General features: G+C 72.2%; 16 protein-coding genes. 2 read left to right on the top strand and 14 right to left on the bottom strand.

Translation table 11 applies throughout. The features are described from left to right. Nucleotides 1-40: 40 nt before the first annotated feature. From ACIQNG_RS33090 to ACIQNG_RS33040, 11 genes are all read right to left on the bottom strand, one after another. Nucleotides 41-2,566: an ATP-dependent Clp protease ATP-binding subunit gene (locus ACIQNG_RS33090; RefSeq protein WP_401433620.1), complete on the bottom strand. Its 2,526-nt coding sequence runs from the start codon at nucleotides 2,564-2,566 to the stop codon at nucleotides 41-43. Nucleotides 2,567-3,437: 871 nt separating this feature from the next. Next, the gene (locus ACIQNG_RS33085; protein WP_401433623.1) at nucleotides 3,438-3,773 is read right to left on the bottom strand and encodes an Lsr2 family protein; all 336 of its coding nucleotides are present in this window, start codon (nucleotides 3,771-3,773) and stop codon (nucleotides 3,438-3,440) included. 223 nt (nucleotides 3,774-3,996) lie between these two features. After that, complete coding sequence (locus ACIQNG_RS33080) at nucleotides 3,997-4,539, bottom strand: amino-acid N-acetyltransferase (RefSeq protein ID WP_401433626.1); 543 nt, start codon at nucleotides 4,537-4,539, stop codon at nucleotides 3,997-3,999. A gap of 9 nt (nucleotides 4,540-4,548) precedes the next feature. Next, nucleotides 4,549-5,055, bottom strand: coding sequence for a BlaI/MecI/CopY family transcriptional regulator (locus ACIQNG_RS33075; protein ID WP_401490206.1), 507 nt, complete (start codon nucleotides 5,053-5,055; stop codon nucleotides 4,549-4,551). 209 nt (nucleotides 5,056-5,264) lie between these two features. After that, entirely contained in the window at nucleotides 5,265-5,459 is a 195-nt protein-coding gene (locus ACIQNG_RS33070) for a hypothetical protein (protein WP_401490144.1), read from the bottom strand. A gap of 46 nt (nucleotides 5,460-5,505) precedes the next feature. Next, nucleotides 5,506-6,156, bottom strand: coding sequence for a hypothetical protein (locus ACIQNG_RS33065; protein ID WP_401490204.1), 651 nt, complete (start codon nucleotides 6,154-6,156; stop codon nucleotides 5,506-5,508). Between the two features lie 342 nt (nucleotides 6,157-6,498). Then, complete coding sequence (locus ACIQNG_RS33060) at nucleotides 6,499-7,296, bottom strand: type III pantothenate kinase (protein WP_401433634.1); 798 nt, start codon at nucleotides 7,294-7,296, stop codon at nucleotides 6,499-6,501. A 14-nt stretch (nucleotides 7,297-7,310) separates the two neighbouring features. Continuing rightward, entirely contained in the window at nucleotides 7,311-8,282 is a 972-nt protein-coding gene (gene nadC / locus ACIQNG_RS33055) for a carboxylating nicotinate-nucleotide diphosphorylase (protein ID WP_401490202.1), read from the bottom strand. Between the two features lie 5 nt (nucleotides 8,283-8,287). Further along, nucleotides 8,288-10,033: an L-aspartate oxidase gene (locus tag ACIQNG_RS33050; RefSeq protein ID WP_401490200.1), complete on the bottom strand. Its 1,746-nt coding sequence runs from the start codon at nucleotides 10,031-10,033 to the stop codon at nucleotides 8,288-8,290. A gap of 98 nt (nucleotides 10,034-10,131) precedes the next feature. Further along, nucleotides 10,132-11,142 carry a pantoate--beta-alanine ligase gene (gene panC, locus ACIQNG_RS33045; protein WP_401433636.1) on the bottom strand — a complete coding sequence of 337 codons (1,011 nt, stop codon included), beginning with the start codon at nucleotides 11,140-11,142 and terminating at the stop codon, nucleotides 10,132-10,134. Further along, the gene (locus ACIQNG_RS33040) at nucleotides 11,139-12,068 is read right to left on the bottom strand and encodes a Rossmann-like and DUF2520 domain-containing protein (RefSeq protein ID WP_401433638.1); all 930 of its coding nucleotides are present in this window, start codon (nucleotides 12,066-12,068) and stop codon (nucleotides 11,139-11,141) included. The genes panC and ACIQNG_RS33040 overlap by 4 nt, the downstream gene beginning before the upstream one ends. A 207-nt stretch (nucleotides 12,069-12,275) precedes the next feature. On the opposite strand from ACIQNG_RS33040, the gene ACIQNG_RS33035 reads away from it, so the two are divergent. Further along, nucleotides 12,276-13,676 (top strand): threonine aldolase family protein, encoded by a 1,401-nt coding sequence (locus tag ACIQNG_RS33035; protein ID WP_401490141.1) that lies wholly within the window; start codon nucleotides 12,276-12,278, stop codon nucleotides 13,674-13,676. A 72-nt stretch (nucleotides 13,677-13,748) separates the two neighbouring features. On the opposite strand, the gene ACIQNG_RS33030 is transcribed toward ACIQNG_RS33035, so the two are convergent. Beyond that, complete coding sequence (locus tag ACIQNG_RS33030; RefSeq protein ID WP_401433643.1) at nucleotides 13,749-14,021, bottom strand: hypothetical protein; 273 nt, start codon at nucleotides 14,019-14,021, stop codon at nucleotides 13,749-13,751. 234 nt (nucleotides 14,022-14,255) lie between these two features. On the opposite strand from ACIQNG_RS33030, the gene ACIQNG_RS33025 reads away from it, so the two are divergent. Beyond that, entirely contained in the window at nucleotides 14,256-15,356 is a 1,101-nt protein-coding gene (locus ACIQNG_RS33025; protein ID WP_401490138.1) for a DUF5937 family protein, read from the top strand. Between the two features lie 160 nt (nucleotides 15,357-15,516). On the opposite strand, the gene ACIQNG_RS33020 is transcribed toward ACIQNG_RS33025, so the two are convergent. Continuing rightward, on the bottom strand, nucleotides 15,517-16,149 hold the full coding sequence (locus ACIQNG_RS33020) for an AAA family ATPase (RefSeq protein ID WP_401433648.1): 633 nt from the start codon (nucleotides 16,147-16,149) through the stop codon (nucleotides 15,517-15,519). 182 nt (nucleotides 16,150-16,331) lie between these two features. After that, nucleotides 16,332-17,003: a response regulator gene (locus tag ACIQNG_RS33015; protein ID WP_401433650.1), complete on the bottom strand. Its 672-nt coding sequence runs from the start codon at nucleotides 17,001-17,003 to the stop codon at nucleotides 16,332-16,334. Nucleotides 17,004-17,107: the final 104 nt, after the last annotated feature.

The following is a 17,107-nucleotide window of genomic DNA, read 5'->3' as shown; positions in this document are numbered from 1 at the left end:
CGAAGGTACCGGCCCTTTCCTCTGACTCACGGGGTGAGCGTCACGCGTCCTTGCTCAGGTTCGGGCCCGCTCCGCCGGCCGCCTGCTCGATCGGCGGGGCGTCGGGGAGGGCCGACTTCTCCTCGCCGCGGAAGGTGAAGGTCTTGGTCTCGCCCTCGCCCTCCGTGTCCACGACCACGATGTGGCCGGGGCGCAGCTCGCCGAAGAGGATCTTCTCGGACAGGGAGTCCTCGATCTCGCGCTGGATGGTCCGGCGCAGCGGCCGGGCGCCCAGCACGGGGTCGTAGCCCTTCTGCGACAGCAGTTCCTTCGCGGACGAGGACAGCTCGATGCCCATGTCCCGGTCCTTCAGGCGCTCGTCCACCTTGGTGATCATCAGGTCGACGATCTGGAGGATGTCCGCCTGGGTGAGCTGCGGGAAGACCACCACGTCATCGACGCGGTTGAGGAACTCGGGCCGGAAGTGCTGCTTCAGCTCGTCCTGGACCTTGTTCTTCATGCGCTCGTAGTTGGTCTTCGTGTCGCCCGCGGCGGCGAAGCCGAGGTTGAAGCCCTTGGAGATGTCCCGGGTGCCGAGGTTGGTCGTCATGATGATGACCGTGTTCTTGAAGTCCACGACCCGGCCCTGGGAGTCGGTCAGCCGACCGTCCTCCAGGATCTGCAGCAGCGAGTTGAAGATGTCCGGGTGGGCCTTCTCGACCTCGTCGAAGAGGACCACGGAGAACGGCTTGCGCCGCACCTTCTCGGTCAGCTGGCCGCCCTCTTCGTAGCCCACGTAGCCGGGGGGCGAACCGAAGAGCCGCGAGACCGTGTGCTTCTCGCTGAACTCCGACATGTCGAGGGAGATCAGCGCGTCCTCGTCGCCGAAGAGGAACTCGGCGAGCGCCTTGGACAGCTCGGTCTTACCGACACCGGAGGGACCGGCGAAGATGAACGAGCCGCCCGGACGCTTCGGGTCCTTCAGACCGGCACGGGTACGGCGGATCGCCTTCGACAGCGCCTTGACGGCGTCCTTCTGGCCGATGACCCGCTTGTGCAGCTCGTCCTCCATGCGGAGCAGACGGCTGGACTCCTCCTCGGTCAGCTCGAAGACCGGGATGCCGGTGGCCGTGGAGAGGACCTCGGCGATCAGCTCACCGTCGACCTCGGCCACGACGTCCATGTCGCCGGCCTTCCACTCCTTCTCCCGCTTGGTCTTGGCGGCGAGGAGCTGCTTCTCCTTGTCGCGCAGGGAGGCGGCCTTCTCGAAGTCCTGCGAGTCGATCGCGGACTCCTTGTCCCGGCGGACACCGGCGATCTTCTCGTCGAACTCGCGCAGGTCCGGCGGCGCGGTCATCCGGCGGATCCGCATCCGGGAACCGGCCTCGTCGATCAGGTCGATCGCCTTGTCCGGCAGGAAGCGGTCCGAGATGTACCGGTCGGCCAGGGTGGCGGCCTGGACCAGCGCCTCGTCGGTGATGGAGACCCGGTGGTGGGCCTCGTACCGGTCGCGCAGGCCCTTGAGGATCTCGATGGTGTGGGACAGGGACGGCTCGGCGACCTGGATGGGCTGGAAACGGCGCTCAAGGGCCGCGTCCTTCTCCAGGTGCTTGCGGTACTCGTCCAGGGTGGTGGCACCGATGGTCTGCAGCTCACCGCGGGCCAGCATCGGCTTGAGGATGCTCGCCGCGTCGATGGCGCCCTCGGCGGCGCCCGCGCCGACCAGGGTGTGCAGCTCATCGATGAACAGGATGATGTCGCCGCGCGTGCGGATCTCCTTGAGCACCTTCTTCAGGCGCTCCTCGAAGTCACCGCGGTAGCGGGATCCGGCGACCAGGGCACCCAGGTCGAGGGTGTAGAGGTGCTTGTCCTTGAGGGTCTCGGGCACCTCGCCCTTGACGATGGCCTGGGCGAGTCCCTCCACGACGGCGGTCTTGCCGACGCCGGGCTCACCGATCAGGACCGGGTTGTTCTTGGTACGGCGGGACAGCACCTGCATGACCCGCTCGATCTCCTTCTCGCGCCCGATGACCGGGTCGAGCTTGGATTCGCGGGCGGCCTGGGTGAGATTCCGGCCGAACTGGTCGAGGACCAGGGACGTCGAGGGCGTGCCCTCGGCAGGGCCGCCCGCGGTGGCGGTCTCCTTGCCCTGGTAGCCCGACAGCAGCTGGATGACCTGCTGGCGGACACGGTTGAGATCGGCACCCAGCTTGACCAGGACCTGGGCGGCGACGCCCTCGCCCTCGCGGATCAGGCCGAGCAGGATGTGCTCCGTGCCGATGTAGTTGTGGCCCAGCTGAAGGGCCTCGCGGAGCGACAGCTCCAGGACCTTCTTGGCACGGGGGGTGAAGGGGATGTGCCCGGACGGGGCCTGCTGGCCCTGGCCGATGATCTCCTCCACCTGCTGGCGGACCGCCTCGAGCGAAATCCCGAGGCTCTCAAGGGCCTTGGCGGCGACACCCTCACCCTCGTGGATCAGGCCCAGGAGGATGTGCTCGGTGCCGATGTAGTTGTGGTTGAGCATCCGGGCTTCTTCCTGAGCCAGGACGACAACCCGCCGCGCGCGGTCGGTGAACCTCTCGAACATCGTTAATCGCTCCTCAGAGCGGTCAGGCAGTGGGGGGAACTTCCCCTCCCTGTCCTTCCGCAGCTTAGTCCCGCAAGCGGGGACCGCTCATTCCAACTGCCGACACCGGACCGAGAACCACCACTGCCTCCTGACCCCGAACGCCGACAACTGCTCCAACCCGATGGTGCGAGACGATGTTCCCGCAGGCCAGGCAGTTACCCCCGCCATCTGTACGCCGATGGCGAACGCGAGACGGCCTTTCCTGCGTGTCGCCCCCTCCCACTAGGGATGTCTTACCCGCGGGGACTGACAGTCCATGCCGCGCGCCCCGGTCAGCTCCGCTACGGGCGAACAACGTTGCGCCGACCCGTACCGCCACCCGCCCCCATTTCCGGCACTCTGCGCACTCGGTCCGCGACCCAGCGTAACTCCAGGGTCGGTCCGGGCGGCGGCTACGGGTGGGGGTGCCAGTGGCCGGTGGGGGCCGGTGGGGGCCGGTGGGGGCCGATGGGGCCCAGTGGGGCGCTCAGTGGGTCCGGCTGCGGCTGTGGCTGTGGCCGCTTGGTGGCCGCGGGCTCCGTGGAGGGGCTGCCGAGGGATCGGGAGGGCGCTGGTGCCGGGTCTCGTCCGGTGGTGGTCGGCGCCGGGCGGGTCGATGACCGCTCCGGGGGCGCCGAGGCGGGCTCGGGGGTTCCGTGCCGGGGGCCGCTGTGTGGCTGCGGCCCCCCGAGCCGGGTGCGGGGTCGAGCCCTCGCCGCCGACGCTGCCGACCGCTGTCGGCCGTGGGGGGCGGTGGGGGGCGCCCCCGGTCTCGTACGGCTGGTGGACACGGTGGCCGTTCACCGCCACCGCGTCCGGCTGCGACGCGGATGCGCCGCGCGTGCGTCTGTCAGGCGTTCGCCTTCTCGTACGCCTCGCGAATGGTCGCGGGAACCCGGCCGCGGTCGTTGACCTCGTAGCCGTTCTCCTTGGCCCAGGCGCGGATGGCCGCGGTGTCCTGGCTGCTGCCGGAAGCCGCACGCGCCTTTCCGCGTCCGCCCGAGGCACGGCCACCGGTACGCCGGCCGCCCTTCACATAGGGCTCAAGAAGGCCGCGCAGCTTGTCCGCATTGGCCGTCGTGAGATCGATCTCGTAGGTCTTGCCGTCCAGTGCGAACGTCACGGTCTCGTCCGCCTCGCCGCCGTCGAGGTCGTCGACAAGAAGGACCTGAACCTTCTGTGCCACCGGGATTTCCTTTCATCGATAACGTGAGGGCCGGGGGCCCCGGCGTCCGCCGTTTCGCCGTACCCCTGTTATATGCACTACTGCAGTACGTCGGAAAGCAAACCGCTTTTGCTGGAAAAACACAAACCCTCGGCAGAGACTCACCGACCTCGGACGGCCGGGAAAGATGCGCGTTTCGGACATAGGGAACGTGGGCAGGGGTCCGGCGGAATATCCGTCACGATCACAGATGCAGCAGCATCCGGCTGTTGCCCAAGGTGTTCGGTTTCACTCGTTCGAGACCGAGGAACTCGGCAACACCCTCGTCGTAAGAACGCAACAGCTCAGCGTAGACATCGGTGTCAACGGGTGTCTCCCCGATCTCCACGAAGCCGTGGGCGCTGAAGAACTCCACTTCGAAGGTGAGACAGAAAACGCGTCGAACGCCGAGCCAGCGCGCGGTGTGCAGCAACTTCTGCAGCAACTGATGGCCGACGCCGGTGCCCTTGAGGCCCGGCTTCACCGCGAGAGTGCGCACTTCGGCGAGATCTTCCCACATCACGTGCAGCGCGCCGCAGCCCACCACCTCGGCGTTGTCGTCGCGTTCCGCGACCCAGAACTCCTGGATGTCCTCGTAAAGCGTCACCGTCGCTTTGTCGAGCAGGATACGGTCACTGGCGTACGCGTCGAGGAGTGCGCGTACGACGGGTACATCGCTGGTCCGGGCCCTCCGGACGGTGATGGCTTTAGCGGCGACTTCGGGGCTCTGCTCGCTCTGTGCGGACATGAACGGACGCTATCGCCCGTCGTCCTCCGGCGCCGCGCCGGGGTTCTCACCAGCGTTCTCACCGGGCTTGTCGTCCTGGTCGTCCTGCTTGTCGTCCTGCTTGTCGTCCGGCTTCTCGGCGGGGTTGTCGTCCGGCTTGTCCGCGGGCTTGTCGGTGGTGGCCGGTCCGGGTTCCGGTACTTGTGGTGTTTCCGGCCCCTGGACCATGCGTACGGCGTCGGCGAGGGCGTGGCGCTGTTCCTCGCTCATCATGCCGAAGAACGCGACGAGTGCCGCCGCCGGGTTGTCGCTCTGCGCCCAGGCGTCGTTCATCAGGGCGGCGGCGTAGGCGGCCCTGGTGGAGACCGCCTCATATCGATAGGCCCGGCCTTCCGCCTCGCGGCGGACCCAGCCCTTCTGATGGAGATTGTCCAAAACGGTCATCACCGTGGTGTACGCGATGGTCCGTTCCTGCTGAAGGTCTTCCAGGACTTCTCGAACGGTCACCGGGCGGTTCCACTTCCACACCCGCGTCATGACCGAGTCTTCGAGTTCTCCCAATGGGCGAGGCACAGCTCGCACAGTAGTGGGACATCGCGGAAATGACCCGCTGGACGTGCACTTTCAATGACAAATAGAACAAAACGGGCGTACGCCGATCGGTCGGCGCACCCCGTTCCTGTCTGTCGCGCCCGGTCAGGCGCTGTCAGGCACCGCCTGGCGCTGTCAGGCACCGCCTGGCGCTGTCAGGCGTTGTCGGTACCGGCGGGGCTGGCGGTGGAGGGCTGGCGGGCGCCCTCCACGCGCGCGAGGGCCGCGTCGACGAACGCGTCCTCCTTGGTCTTCTGGGTTCCGCCCTGGGTCTTCACGATCACGCGGATCACACCGAGGAAGAACACGGCCATGACGGCCGGGGGCAGAAGCGCGGAGACGTAGTCCATGGGGCAAGGGTAGACGCGGGCCGTCGGGCGCCCGGGAGGCGGGGGGTCAGCCGGCGGCGAGCTGCTGGGGAGGGCTGGCCGGGGGCTGGGGCGGCTTGCGGCGCGGGAAGACCTCACCGGGGGTGGGGATGGGCCGCCGCGCGGGCTGCGGGGCGGCGGGCCGGCCCGGCCGCTTCTCGGCGGGCGGCGGCGGCTTCTCGGCGGGCTTCTCCTCCTCCTCGGCCAGCCGCGCCCCGGTGTCCGCCAGACCGCCGGGAAGGGCCGTCAGACGGATCCGGGAGGGCGGGACGGCCGGGGTGGCCGGGTGGCCGGTCCGCAGCGCCGTACGGCGGGCCAGACGGGCGCGTACGTCGCGTTCGGCGAGGACCTGGCAGCGCTCCAGGAGCGCCGCGGCGGCGGGATTGCCGCGCAGGGCGCGCAGGGCGGCGAGGTCGTCGGCGACCGGCCGGTACCCGGCGCCCAGCACCTCCTCCAGAAGGGTCAGATAGCCGCCGGCGGTGGCGGGGAGCGCGGTGCGGTAGCGGGCGAGGTCCGCCACCAGGAAGGCCCGCAGCCGCGCGCCCTCACGCATCGCCTCGTCGAGCGACTCGGCGAGCCGGAGGCAGTCCTGGACGTCCTCGTCCGAAGCGCGGCCGGGGTGCAGGGCGAGGGCGAGCGCGCGCCGGATCACACGCAACTCCTCCCCGCCGAACGCCATGCCGCCACGTGATCCGTAAGGCGTGGGCATAGGGCGACGATACGCGCTAATCAGACAAACCGGGCACATGGGGAGGGTGTGGCGCGAGCGAGATACCCGCGTGGAGCCACGGGAGGGGGCGGGTGACGGGGGGTGGGTGGGGCGCGCGGGCCCGGCTGGTCACGTCGGCCGTCCGGGGCACGCCGCGTGGTGTCGCAGGTGTCGTCCGTCCCCGGGTGGAAGGCAGGTCCGTCCGGTCGGGTCAGGTGACGGGCGAGGTCCGTGGCCGACCGGCACGGGTCGCTCCCGGAGGTCTCCCCGCCCCCATGGCCGTACGCGCCGTTGCCGTCGGCCACAGGGGGCTCACATGCGGGAGACGTTGCGTTCGTAGACCAGGCGCAGGCCCATCAGGGTCAGCCAGGGCTCGTGTTCGTCGATCACGGAGGACTCGCCGAGGACCATGGGGGCGAGGCCGCCGGTGGCGATGACGGTGACGTCCTCGGGGTCGGTGGCGAGTTCGCGGGCCATGCGGGTGACCACGCCGTCGATCTGGCCGGCGAAGCCGTAGATGATGCCCGCCTGCATCGCCTCGACGGTGTTCTTGCCGATCACACTGCGTGGCCGGGCCACCTCGATCTTGCGGAGCTGCGCGCCGCGTACGCCGAGCGCCTCGACGGAGATCTCGATGCCGGGCGCGATGACCCCGCCGACGTACTCCCCGCGCGCGCTGACCGCGTCGAACGTCGTCGCCGTACCGAAGTCCACGACGATCGCCGGACCCCCGTACAGCTCGACCGCCGCGACCGCGTTGATGATGCGGTCCGCGCCGACCTCCTTGGGGTTGTCGGTGAGGATCGGCACGCCGGTCTTGACGCCGGGTTCGACGAGGACGGCCGGTACGTCGCCGTAGTACCGCCGGGTCACCTCGCGCAGTTCGTGCAGCACCGACGGCACGGTCGCGCAGATGGCGATGCCGTCGATGCCGTCGCCCAGTTCCTCGCCGAGCAGCGGATGCATGCCCATGAGGCCCTGGAGCAGCACCGCCAGCTCGTCCGCCGTGCGCCGCGCGTCCGTGGAGATGCGCCAGTGCTCGACGATGTCCTCGCCGTCGAACAGGCCGAGCACCGTGTGCGTGTTGCCTACGTCGATCGTCAGCAGCATGGCCGTCGCGCTCCCTACTCCGCCGCGCGCAGGTCGAGGCCGATGTCGAGGATCGGGGAGGAGTGCGTGAGCGCCCCCACGGCGAGGTAGTCGACACCGGTGGCGGCGTAGGCGCCGGCGTTGTCCAGGGTGAGCCGCCCGGACGCTTCGAGCGCGGCGCGGCCGTCCACGACGGCGACGGCCTCCTCGCACTCGCCCGGGGTGAAGTTGTCCAGCAGGATCAGGTCCGCGCCCGCGTCCACGACCTCGCGGAGCTGGTGCAGGGTGTCGACCTCGACCTCGATCGGCACATCGGGGAACGTCTCGCGCACGGCCTTGAACGCCTGGGCGACCCCGCCCGCCGCGACCACGTGGTTGTCCTTGACGAGGGCCGCGTCCGACAGCGACATACGGTGGTTGACGCCGCTGCCGCAGCGCACCGCGAACTTCTCCAGCGAGCGCAGCCCCGGCGTGGTCTTGCGGGTGTCGCGGACGCGGGCCTTGGTGCCGTCCAGGGCGTCCGCCCACGCGCGCGTGGCGGTCGCGATGCCCGACATGCGGCACAGCAGGTTGAGCGCGCTGCGCTCGGCGGTCAGCAGGTCGCGGGTGCGGGTCGTCACCGACAGCAGCTTCTGCCCGGCGGCCACCCGGTCACCGTCCTCGACATGCCGCTCGACCTCGAACTCGTCCGTGCACACCACCGACAGCACGGCCTCGGCGACCCGCAGCCCGGCCACGACGCCCGCCTCGCGCGCGACGAAGTCGGCGGTGGCCACGGCGTCCTCGGGGATGGTCGCGACGGTCGTGACGTCCACGCCGCCCGCGAGGTCCTCCATGATCGCGACGTTCGCGATGTCCTCGACCTCCAGGGGGTCGAGTCCGGCCTCGGCCAGCAGTTCGGCGAGCGCGGGGTCCAGCCCGCTCTCGGGGTGGTCCGCGTCGGCGCCGCAGGCGCATCCGTCGCCGCAGCCGCCTCCTTGCGCGAGGGGAAGATCGGGGGTGCTCACTGCGCTCACTGCTCCTGGGCTGGCGGGTACGGCCGGGTCGGGGGGAAGTCTGCGGTATCGGTGGGGCGTACGGCGAGCGTGCGGTCCGGATTCAGCCGTACGACGATGTGGCGGCGCCAGTTCGGATCGTCGCGCTCGGGGCGGTCCTCGCGCCAGTGGCAGCCGCGGGTCTCCTCGCGCAGCCGGGCGGCGGCGACCAGGACGCGGGCGACGCACAGCAGGTTGGTGGTCTCCCAGGTGTCGACGCCGGGCTCGGCGGTCTTGCCGTTCTCGGCGAGTGCCTCGCGCGCGTCGGCGTGCAGGGCGCTCAGCCGTTCCGCGGCCCGGTCGAGGGAGGCGGCGGAGCGCAGGACGCCCGCACCCCGGGTCATGATCCGCTGGATGGCGAACCGGTCCTCGGGGGCGAGCAGCGGGTGCTCGGGCGTCTCCGGGTGCGGCAGTGGACGCGGTACGCGCGCGGGGAGGCCGTTCCCGGCGCTGCGGGCGGTGATGTCGGCGGCGATGCGTTCGGCGTAGACCAGTCCCTCCAGGAGCGAGTTGGAGGCGAGCCGGTTGGCGCCGTGGACGCCCGTGCAGGCGACCTCACCGCACGCGTAGAGGCCGGGGACGGTGGTGCGGCCGTGGGCGTCGGTGCGGACGCCGCCGGAGGCGTAGTGGGCGGCCGGGGCGACGGGGATGGGCTCGTGCACGGGGTCGATGCCGTGGGCCCGGCAGGCGGCCAGGATGGTCGGGAAGCGGTGCTCCCACATGGCGGCGCCGAAGTGCCGGGCGTCGAGGTACATGTGCTCGGCGTCCCGCTCCTGCATGCGCCGGGTGATGCCCTTGGCGACGATGTCGCGCGGGGCGAGTTCGGCCAGTTCGTGCTGGCCGGTCATGAAGCGCACGCCGTCGGCGTCCACCAGGTGCGCGCCCTCACCGCGTACGGCCTCGGAGACCAGCGGCTGCTGGCCCTCGGCATCCGCGCCGAGGAACAGCACGGTGGGGTGGAACTGCACGAACTCCAGATCGCTGACCTCGGCCCCCGCGCGCAGGGCGAGCGCCACGCCGTCGCCGGTGGAGACGGACGGGTTGGTGGTCGCCGAGAAGACCTGGCCCATGCCGCCGGTCGCGAGCACCACGGCGGGCGCGTGCACGGCCCCCACGCCGTCGTGCTGGCCCTCCCCCATGACGTGCAGGGTCACCCCGGCCGTACGGCCGTCGGCGTCTGTCAGCAGGTCGAGGACGAGCGCGTTCTCGATGGTGCGCAGGCCCCCGCCGCCCGCCGGGGAGGCCCCGGGCTCGTCCCGGCCGCTCGCGCGGACCGCCTCGACCAGCGCGCGGGAGATCTCCGCGCCGGTGGCGTCGCCGCCCGCGTGGGCGATCCGGCGGCGGTGGTGGCCGCCCTCGCGGGTGAGTTCCAGACGGCCCTCGGCCGACTCGTCGAAGTGGGCGCCGGTCGCGATCAGCCGTCGTACGGCGTCGGGTCCCTCGGTGACCAGCAGGCGTACGGCCTCCTCGTCGCACAGGTCCGCGCCCGCCACCAGGGTGTCGACGAGGTGCTGCTCGGGCGTGTCCCCGTCGCCGAGGGCCGCGGCGATACCGCCCTGCGCCCAGCGGGTGGAGCCGTCGTCCAGGCGGGCCTTGGTGACCACGACCGTGCGCAGTCCGGCGGCCTCGCAGCGCAGGGCCGCGGTCAGCCCGGCCACGCCCGAGCCGACGACCACGACGTCCGCGGCGATGGACCAGCCGGGGGCGGGCGCGTGCAGCCGTATGCCGGTGCCGGTGGCCTTGCCCTCGCTACCGGTGCCGGTGGCCTTGCCCTCGCTACCGGTGCCGGTGCTGCCCGTGCTGCCCGTGCTGTCGTTGCCGGTCACGAGGCGGCTCCGGGGGTTCCGAAGGTTCCGAAGGTCAGGGGCAGATTGTCGATCAGCCGGGTCTCGCCGACCCGCGCGGCGACGGCGAGGACGGCCTCGCCGGTGAAGTCGTTGCCGACCTCGGTGAAGTCGGCGGGGTCGACCAGGGCGAGGTAGTCCAGGCGCAGCGGCGGGCTGAGCCGGGCGGCCTCGTCCAGGACCAGCCGGGCCGCCGCGCGGACCGCGCTCGGGCCGCCGGGCACCGCCTTGGCGACGGCGTGGGTGTCGGCCGCCGCGCGGGACTCGCCGAGCGCGCTGAGCGCCTCCGCCCGCGCGCGCGTGGCGGGCACTTCGCGGGCACGCGCGCGAAGCGCCTCCTGCGCCGCGTGCCGGTCGCCGCCCGCGAACAGGGCCTGGGACAGCGCGAGCGCGGTCGCCCGCTCCTTCGGCGAGAGGAATCGGTTGCGGCTGGAGAGCGCGAGCCCGTCGTCCTCCCGGACGGTGGGTACGGCGACGATCTCCACGCCGAAGTTCAGGTCCCGCACCATGCGGCGGATCAGCGCGAGCTGCTGGGCGTCCTTCTGCCCGAAGAGCGCGGCGTCGGGGCGGGTGAGGTGGAGCAGCTTGGCGACGACGGTGAGCATGCCGTCGAAGTGCCCGGGGCGCGAGGCGCCCTCCAGGCGCTCCCCCATCGGCCCGGCGGTGATCCGCACCTGGGGTGCGCCGCCCGGGTAGACCTCGTCCACGGAGGGCGCGAGGACGACGTCGGCGCCGGCCTGCTCGGCGACCTTGAGATCGGCCTCCAGGGTGCGGGGATAGCGGTCGAGGTCCGCGGCCTCACCGAACTGGAGCGGGTTGACGAAGACCGTCACGACGACCTCGCCGTCCGGCCCGGCCACCTCGCGCGCGGAGCGGATCAGGCTGGCGTGGCCCTCGTGCAGGGCGCCCATGGTCATCGCGACGGCCCGGCGTCCCGCGCGCGGGCGGGCGCGCAGTTCCTCGGCGGTGCGCAGCAGGGCGGTGGTCATCGGGCGTCTCCTTCGGAGCCGGGAGTGCCCTCGGCGAGCACCCCGAGGAGGTCCTCGGCGAGTTCCGGCTTGAGCAGCCCGTGGGCCAGCGCGCGGTCGGCGGTGGCGCGGGCCATCGCCAGATAGCCGGCGACCATCGGCGGCGCGTTCCTGCGCAGCTCGGCGATGTGCGCGGCCACGGTGCCCGCGTCGCCGCGCGCGACGGGCCCGGTCAGCGCCGCGTCACCGGAGCGCAGGGCGTTGTCCAGGGCGGCGCCGAGGAGCGGGCCGAGCATCCGGTCGGGTGCGGAGACCCCGGCCGTGCGCAGCAGTTCCATGGACTGCGCGACCAGGGTGACCAGGTGGTTGGCGCCCAGCGCGAGGGCCGCGTGGTAGAGCGGGCGGCTCTCCTCGGTGATCCACTCCGGCTCGCCGCCCATCTCGATGACGAGCGCCTCGGCGGCCATCCGCAGTTCGTCGGGGGCGGTGACCCCGAAGGAGCAGCCGGCCAGCCGCTGTACGTCGACCTGGGTGCCGGTGAAGGTCATCGCGGGGTGCAGGGCCATCGGCAGGGCCCCCGCGCGCAGGGCGGGGTCCAGGACGCGGGCGCCGTACCGGCCCGAGGTGTGCGCGATCAGCTGGCCCGGGCGTACGGACCCGGTCTCGGCGAGGCCCGTGACCAGGCCGGGCAGGGCGTCGTCGGGCACCGTCAGAAGCACCAGGTCGGCGCGGTCGAGCACCTGCGCGGGGGTCACGAGCGGGACATCGGGCAGCAGCTCGGCGGCCCGCCGCCGGGAGGGGTCGGAGACCCCGGAGACGGCGACCGGGCGATGTCCCGCCCGTTGCAGCGCCAGGGCGAGCGCGGGGCCCACCCGACCGGCGCCGACCACGCCGACGGTGAGCCGCGCGGGGCGGTCCTTGGGGTCTGGCTGTGGGACTGTGCTCACGCGACTACGGCCTTCCCGTTCCAGTCCGCTCCGGGTACCGGACGATTTCTCGTCATGTTAACGCGATCGGTTCCCGAGGCGTCCCGTCGTCCACCCGTCGTCCACAGGGCATCGGCGGCCGTCGTCCACAGGCTGTGGGTGGCCGTCGGCCAAGTACAGGTAAAAAGCGGGTGCCCGCGCGCTGGGAGGCGGGGGATGATCCGGCCCATGACTGATGGGGCAGAGCAGAGCGGGTCGGGAGCGGGGCCGGGGCGGGCGCCGGCGCCGGGGGCGGCCTCGGGGGCGGCCCCGGAGGCCGGGGCGGAGGCGGGGGCGGCTTCGGCGGGGACCGTCGAGGAACGGCGCGCACGTCGCTTCAAGCGGCGCAGAGAGGTCCACCGCACGGCCCGGCGCCTGGCACGCTTCAGCGTCCTCGCCTCGCTCAGGGAGCGCCTTGAGATCCTGGAGGACCCCGACGACCTCTACGACCTGTACGACCTCGACCAGCCCGTCGACCTGTACGGCGGCGGCATCGTCACCGCCCTGGAGGAGAAGGTCGCCGGTCTGCTGGGCAAGGAGGCCGCCGCGTTCTTCCCGACCGGCACCATGGCCCAGCAGGTGGCCCTGCGCTGCTGGGCGGGCCGCACCGGGAACCCGACGGTCGCGCTGCACGCGCTCGCCCATCCCGAGGTCCATGAGCGCAACGCGTTCACCGAGGTGAGCGAGTTGCGTCCGGTGCGTCTGACACGCGAGCCCCGGCAGCCGACGGCCGCCGAGGTACGTGGCTTCGAGGAGCCTTTCGGCGCGCTGATGCTGGAACTCCCGCTGCGGGACGCCGGATTTCTCCTGCCCACCTTCGAGGAACTCTCGGAGATCGTGGCCGCCGCGCGCGAGCGCGACGCCGTGGTCCACTTCGACGGCGCCCGTCTGTGGGACACCACCGAGCACTTCGGCCGCCCCCTGTCCGAGATCGCGAGCCTCGCGGACAGCGTGTACGTGTCGTTCTACAAGTCCCTGGGCGGCTTCTCCGGCGCCGCCCTCGCGGGCCCGGCGACCTTCGTGGACGAGGCCAAGGCGTGGCGGCACCGGTACGGCGGTCTGCTCTTCCAGCAGTTCCCGACCGTGCTGGCGGCGCTGAGCGGACTGGAGCGCGAGCTGCCCCGGCTGCCCGAGTACGTCCGGCACGCGCGGGTGGTCGCCGCCGCCCTGCGCGAGGGCCTCGCCGCGGCCGGGGTGCCGTGGTCGCGCGTCCACCCCGAGGTCCCGCACACCAGCGAGTTCCAGGTCTGGCTGCCGCACGACGTCGATGTGGTCGCCGAGGCCGCGGTCCGGCACGCCGAGGAGACCGGCATCCTGCTCTTCGCCCGCTCGTGGGACGCGCCCGGACCGGGGCTGGCCTTCACGGAGGTCGACGTACGGGCGGACGGGCTGGAGTGGACGGCGGAGGACGTCAGGACGGCGGTGGCGGGGTTCGTGGCGGTGCTGATGGAGGAGGCCGCGGAGCCGGGGAAGGCCGGGGAGGCGGAGAGAGCCGGAGAGGCGGGGAAGGCCGGAGAGCCGGGGAAGGCCGGAGAGCCGGGGAAGGCCGGAGGGGCAGGGAAGGCTGGGGAGGCGGGGGCCGGCGGCTGAGACGCCGGTACGGGGGCGGCGCGGCGACTGCCGGGTATGGCCCGGGGTCTCCCCCTCCCCTCCCGCCGTCCGTCAGCAGGTCGGGCAGGAGTCGTCCCGCCGGGAGGCGCGCGGGGGCCTCGGGAGGAGCGCGGGGAGCAGTCCCGCGCGGGCCGTGCGCAGGCGGGCGGCGGCCGGTCCGAGGCGGCCGTGGGCCGGGCGGCCGGCCAGGACGGCGCGGAAGCGGCGCCGGTCGCGGAGCCCGCGCAGGACGCGCAGATCATGCGTGCCGGGCGCGGGCGGCGCGGGCTCGCCCAGACGGGCGGCGCGGTAGGTGTCGAGAAGGTACTGCTGCGTGATGCTCATGGCGGTTCGCCTCTGTGGGACTCCTGGACCGGCGGTCCGGCGGTGGTCCCGGGTCGGTCGGGCCGCCCGTCGTCGGCGACGGGCGGGGTCGGCTGTCCGGGGCTCCGCGGCTGCCCCGGGGGCCTTCCAGCCTGCTCCCGGCCCGTCCGGACGTCGCCCCGATTGACGAGCGTCGTCAATCGGGGCGGGCCGCCGGTCGACGGCGTTGTCAGTGGTCAGGTGCACCATGGGGGCATGAGTGTGCGGATCGACATCGCGGGGCTGCGGCCGGAGGGGGTCTCCGTCGTGCCCTCCCCCCTGGCCGAGCTGTGCATGGCGCTGCACGCGCTGGGGGAGCCGGGCCACCACCCCGGGCTGCGGGGGTGGGCCACCGAGGTGACCGACGGGCTGGACCCGTATGTGGCCGACCGGATGTGCGAGGCCGACTTCCTGTGGCGGTCGACGTACTCGGACGTGTTCCTCCCGTTCGCCGCTCTGCCCGGCGGGCTGCCGGGTGCCACCCTCGCCGAGGATCTAGACCTGCTGGACAAGCTGACGGACGAACAGTTCGTGGACGCGGCCCTGGAGTTCACCTGTCTGCTCCGGTACGCCTTCCAGGCGCCGAATCACCTGTCGAGCCAGGAGGGCCGTGCCAGAGCCCTGGAGGTGGCCGCCTCGCGCGGACAGCGGCAGCTCCGCTTCACCCAGCGGCTGCTGGAGGACCCGCCGAGCGTCCGGGCCTGGCTGCGGCGGTTCCTGGAGGACTGCGACGCGGCGTTCTTCTCCGATGTGTGGGCCCGGCTGCGGCCCCAGCTCGCGGCCGACGCCCGGCACAAGACCGAGTTGCTGCGCCGCAAGGGCCTGGCCGAGGCGCTGGCGGCGGTCTCCCCGGCGGTCCGGTTCGAGGCGGGCAGCGGGCGGATCGTCGTGGACAAGCTGATCGAGGGCCACGCGACGGTGACGGACGGGCGGCTGGTGCTCGTGCCGACCAGCCTGGGCCGCCCCCATCTCAATGTGCTGCACCGCCCCGGCTGGCAGCCGCTGCTGCATTACCCGGTCAGCGTCCCGGAGCCGGTCCGTCCGGCCTCCGTCGAGCAGCTCACCCTGCGGATGACGGCGCTGTCCCACCCCGTCCGGATGCGGATCTGCCGTCATCTGGCCCGCAGCGCCTACACGACGACCGAGCTGGCCCAGGTCCACGGCATGACCGCACCCGAGATATCCCGCCACCTCGGCGTGCTGAAGAAGGCCGGGCTGGTCACGACGCGGCGGCGCGGACGGTATGTGCTGCACCAGCTCGACGTGGCGGTGGTGGCCCGGCTGGGGAGCGACTTCCTGGAAGGCGTCCTGAGATGACCGCCGGGCGGGGGGTCCGGGTAGAACTGCGGCGGGGAGCCCCGGTGGAGCCGCTGTCGGCGGAGCCGCCGCCCTCGGTCGAGCCTCAGGTTCGGTCCTCAGCGCCCTCAGCCACCTCAGCGCCTTCAGCGGCCTCAGCGCCTCAGTGCATTCAGCGGCCTCAGTCGAACCGGATGTGCCGTACGCCCACCCGCACCTGCCGCAGCCTGGTCCTGACCCGGCCCTCGTGGTTGGGGCGCAGCTTCAGTCCGGCCAGTACGGCGATGCGGTCGGCGGTCTTGGGCACGGTGGAGTCGTCGGTCCACAGATGCTCGGCGAACTCCGGCTCGCCCAGCCGTTCCAGACAGCGGTCGAGCTGCCGCACAGCCCAGGTCTCGCGCCCCTTCGTGGCCTTCTTCCCGGCGAAGAGCCGCACCACCTGTCCGAGGCCGCGCTCGCGCAGCCGCTTCACCACCGTCTCGCGCCGGGCGAGCAGGGTGAAGTGCTGCACGTCGTGGCCGAGTTCACGGAGCCGTCCGACGGTCTCGGCGAAGTAGCCGGAGTCGGTGACCGTCATCGGGACGATCACCACCCCCTCGTGCTGGGACAGGGCCAGGTCGAGCACCTCGACCACACCCTGCCGCCAGGCCGCGAGATCCTGGAAGTCGCCGCGCAGTTCGGGCGGCAGCATGCGGCGCAGGCCGAAGCCGGGGAACTCGGGGTCGCAGATGACGCTGCCGGGCAGACGGCGCTGTATCTCGTGTGCGGTCTGTGTCTTGCCGCCCCCGAAGGGGCCGTTGATCCACAGGAGCATGCGCAGACCTTACCGGCGCCCGCGAGCGACGGTCAGCCGGGTCGGCACACCCCCAGCGCACCCCGCACCCAAGCACCTCGCACCCAAGCACCCCGCACCCCGCAGCACAGCGCACCCGGCACAAGGCCCCCAGCCCCAGCCCCACCCCGGCCCCCGGCCCCCGGCCCCCGGCAGGCTCCCGCTCAGCCCTGACCGCCGGCCCGTACCAGCCCCGTCTCGTACGCGAGGACGACCACCTGCACCCGGTCCCGCAGCCCCAGCTTGGTCAGGATGCGGCCGACGTGGGTCTTCACGGTCGCCTCGGAGAGGACGAGCCGCGCGGCGATCTCCCTGTTGGACAGGCCCTGCGCGACCAGCACCATCACCTCGCGCTCGCGGTCGGTCAGCCGCCCCAGTTCCTTGTGCTCGGGCTGCTTCCCGGCGCTGGGCAGCATCGGTGCGAACCGGTCAAGGAGCCGCCGGGTGGTGGAGGGCGCCACCACGGCGTCCCCGCTGTGCACGGAGCGGATCGCGGTGAGCAGTTCGCCGGGCGGCACGTCCTTGAGCATGAAGCCGGAGGCACCCGCCTTCAGCCCGGAGAAGGCGTACTCGTCCAGGTCGAAGGTGGTCAGGATGAGCACCTTGGGCGGGTTGGGGCCGGAGCAGATGCGCCGGGTGGTCTCCACACCGTCCAGCTTCGGCATACGGACGTCCATCAGCACCACGTCCACGGCGGTCGCGCCGAGCACCTGGAGCGCCTCGACACCGTCGCCCGCCTCCGCGACGACCTCCATGTCCGGCTGTGCGGCGAGCACCATCCGGAATCCGGTGCGCAGCAGCACCTGGTCATCGACGAGCATCACACGGATCGTCATCGGGCTCTTCCGTTTCCTTATGCCTGGGCGGCGGGATGACCGCTCTCGCGGCGGGTTCCCCCGAGCTTGCCGGACCGGTGGACGGCGCCGACGGCCCGGGGGCC

The organism is Streptomyces sp. NPDC091377 (assembly GCF_044757045.1).
In the GTDB taxonomy this organism is placed as follows: Bacteria; Actinomycetota; Actinomycetes; order Streptomycetales; family Streptomycetaceae; genus Streptomyces.
This window is presented reverse-complemented; position numbering and strand designations above follow the sequence as displayed.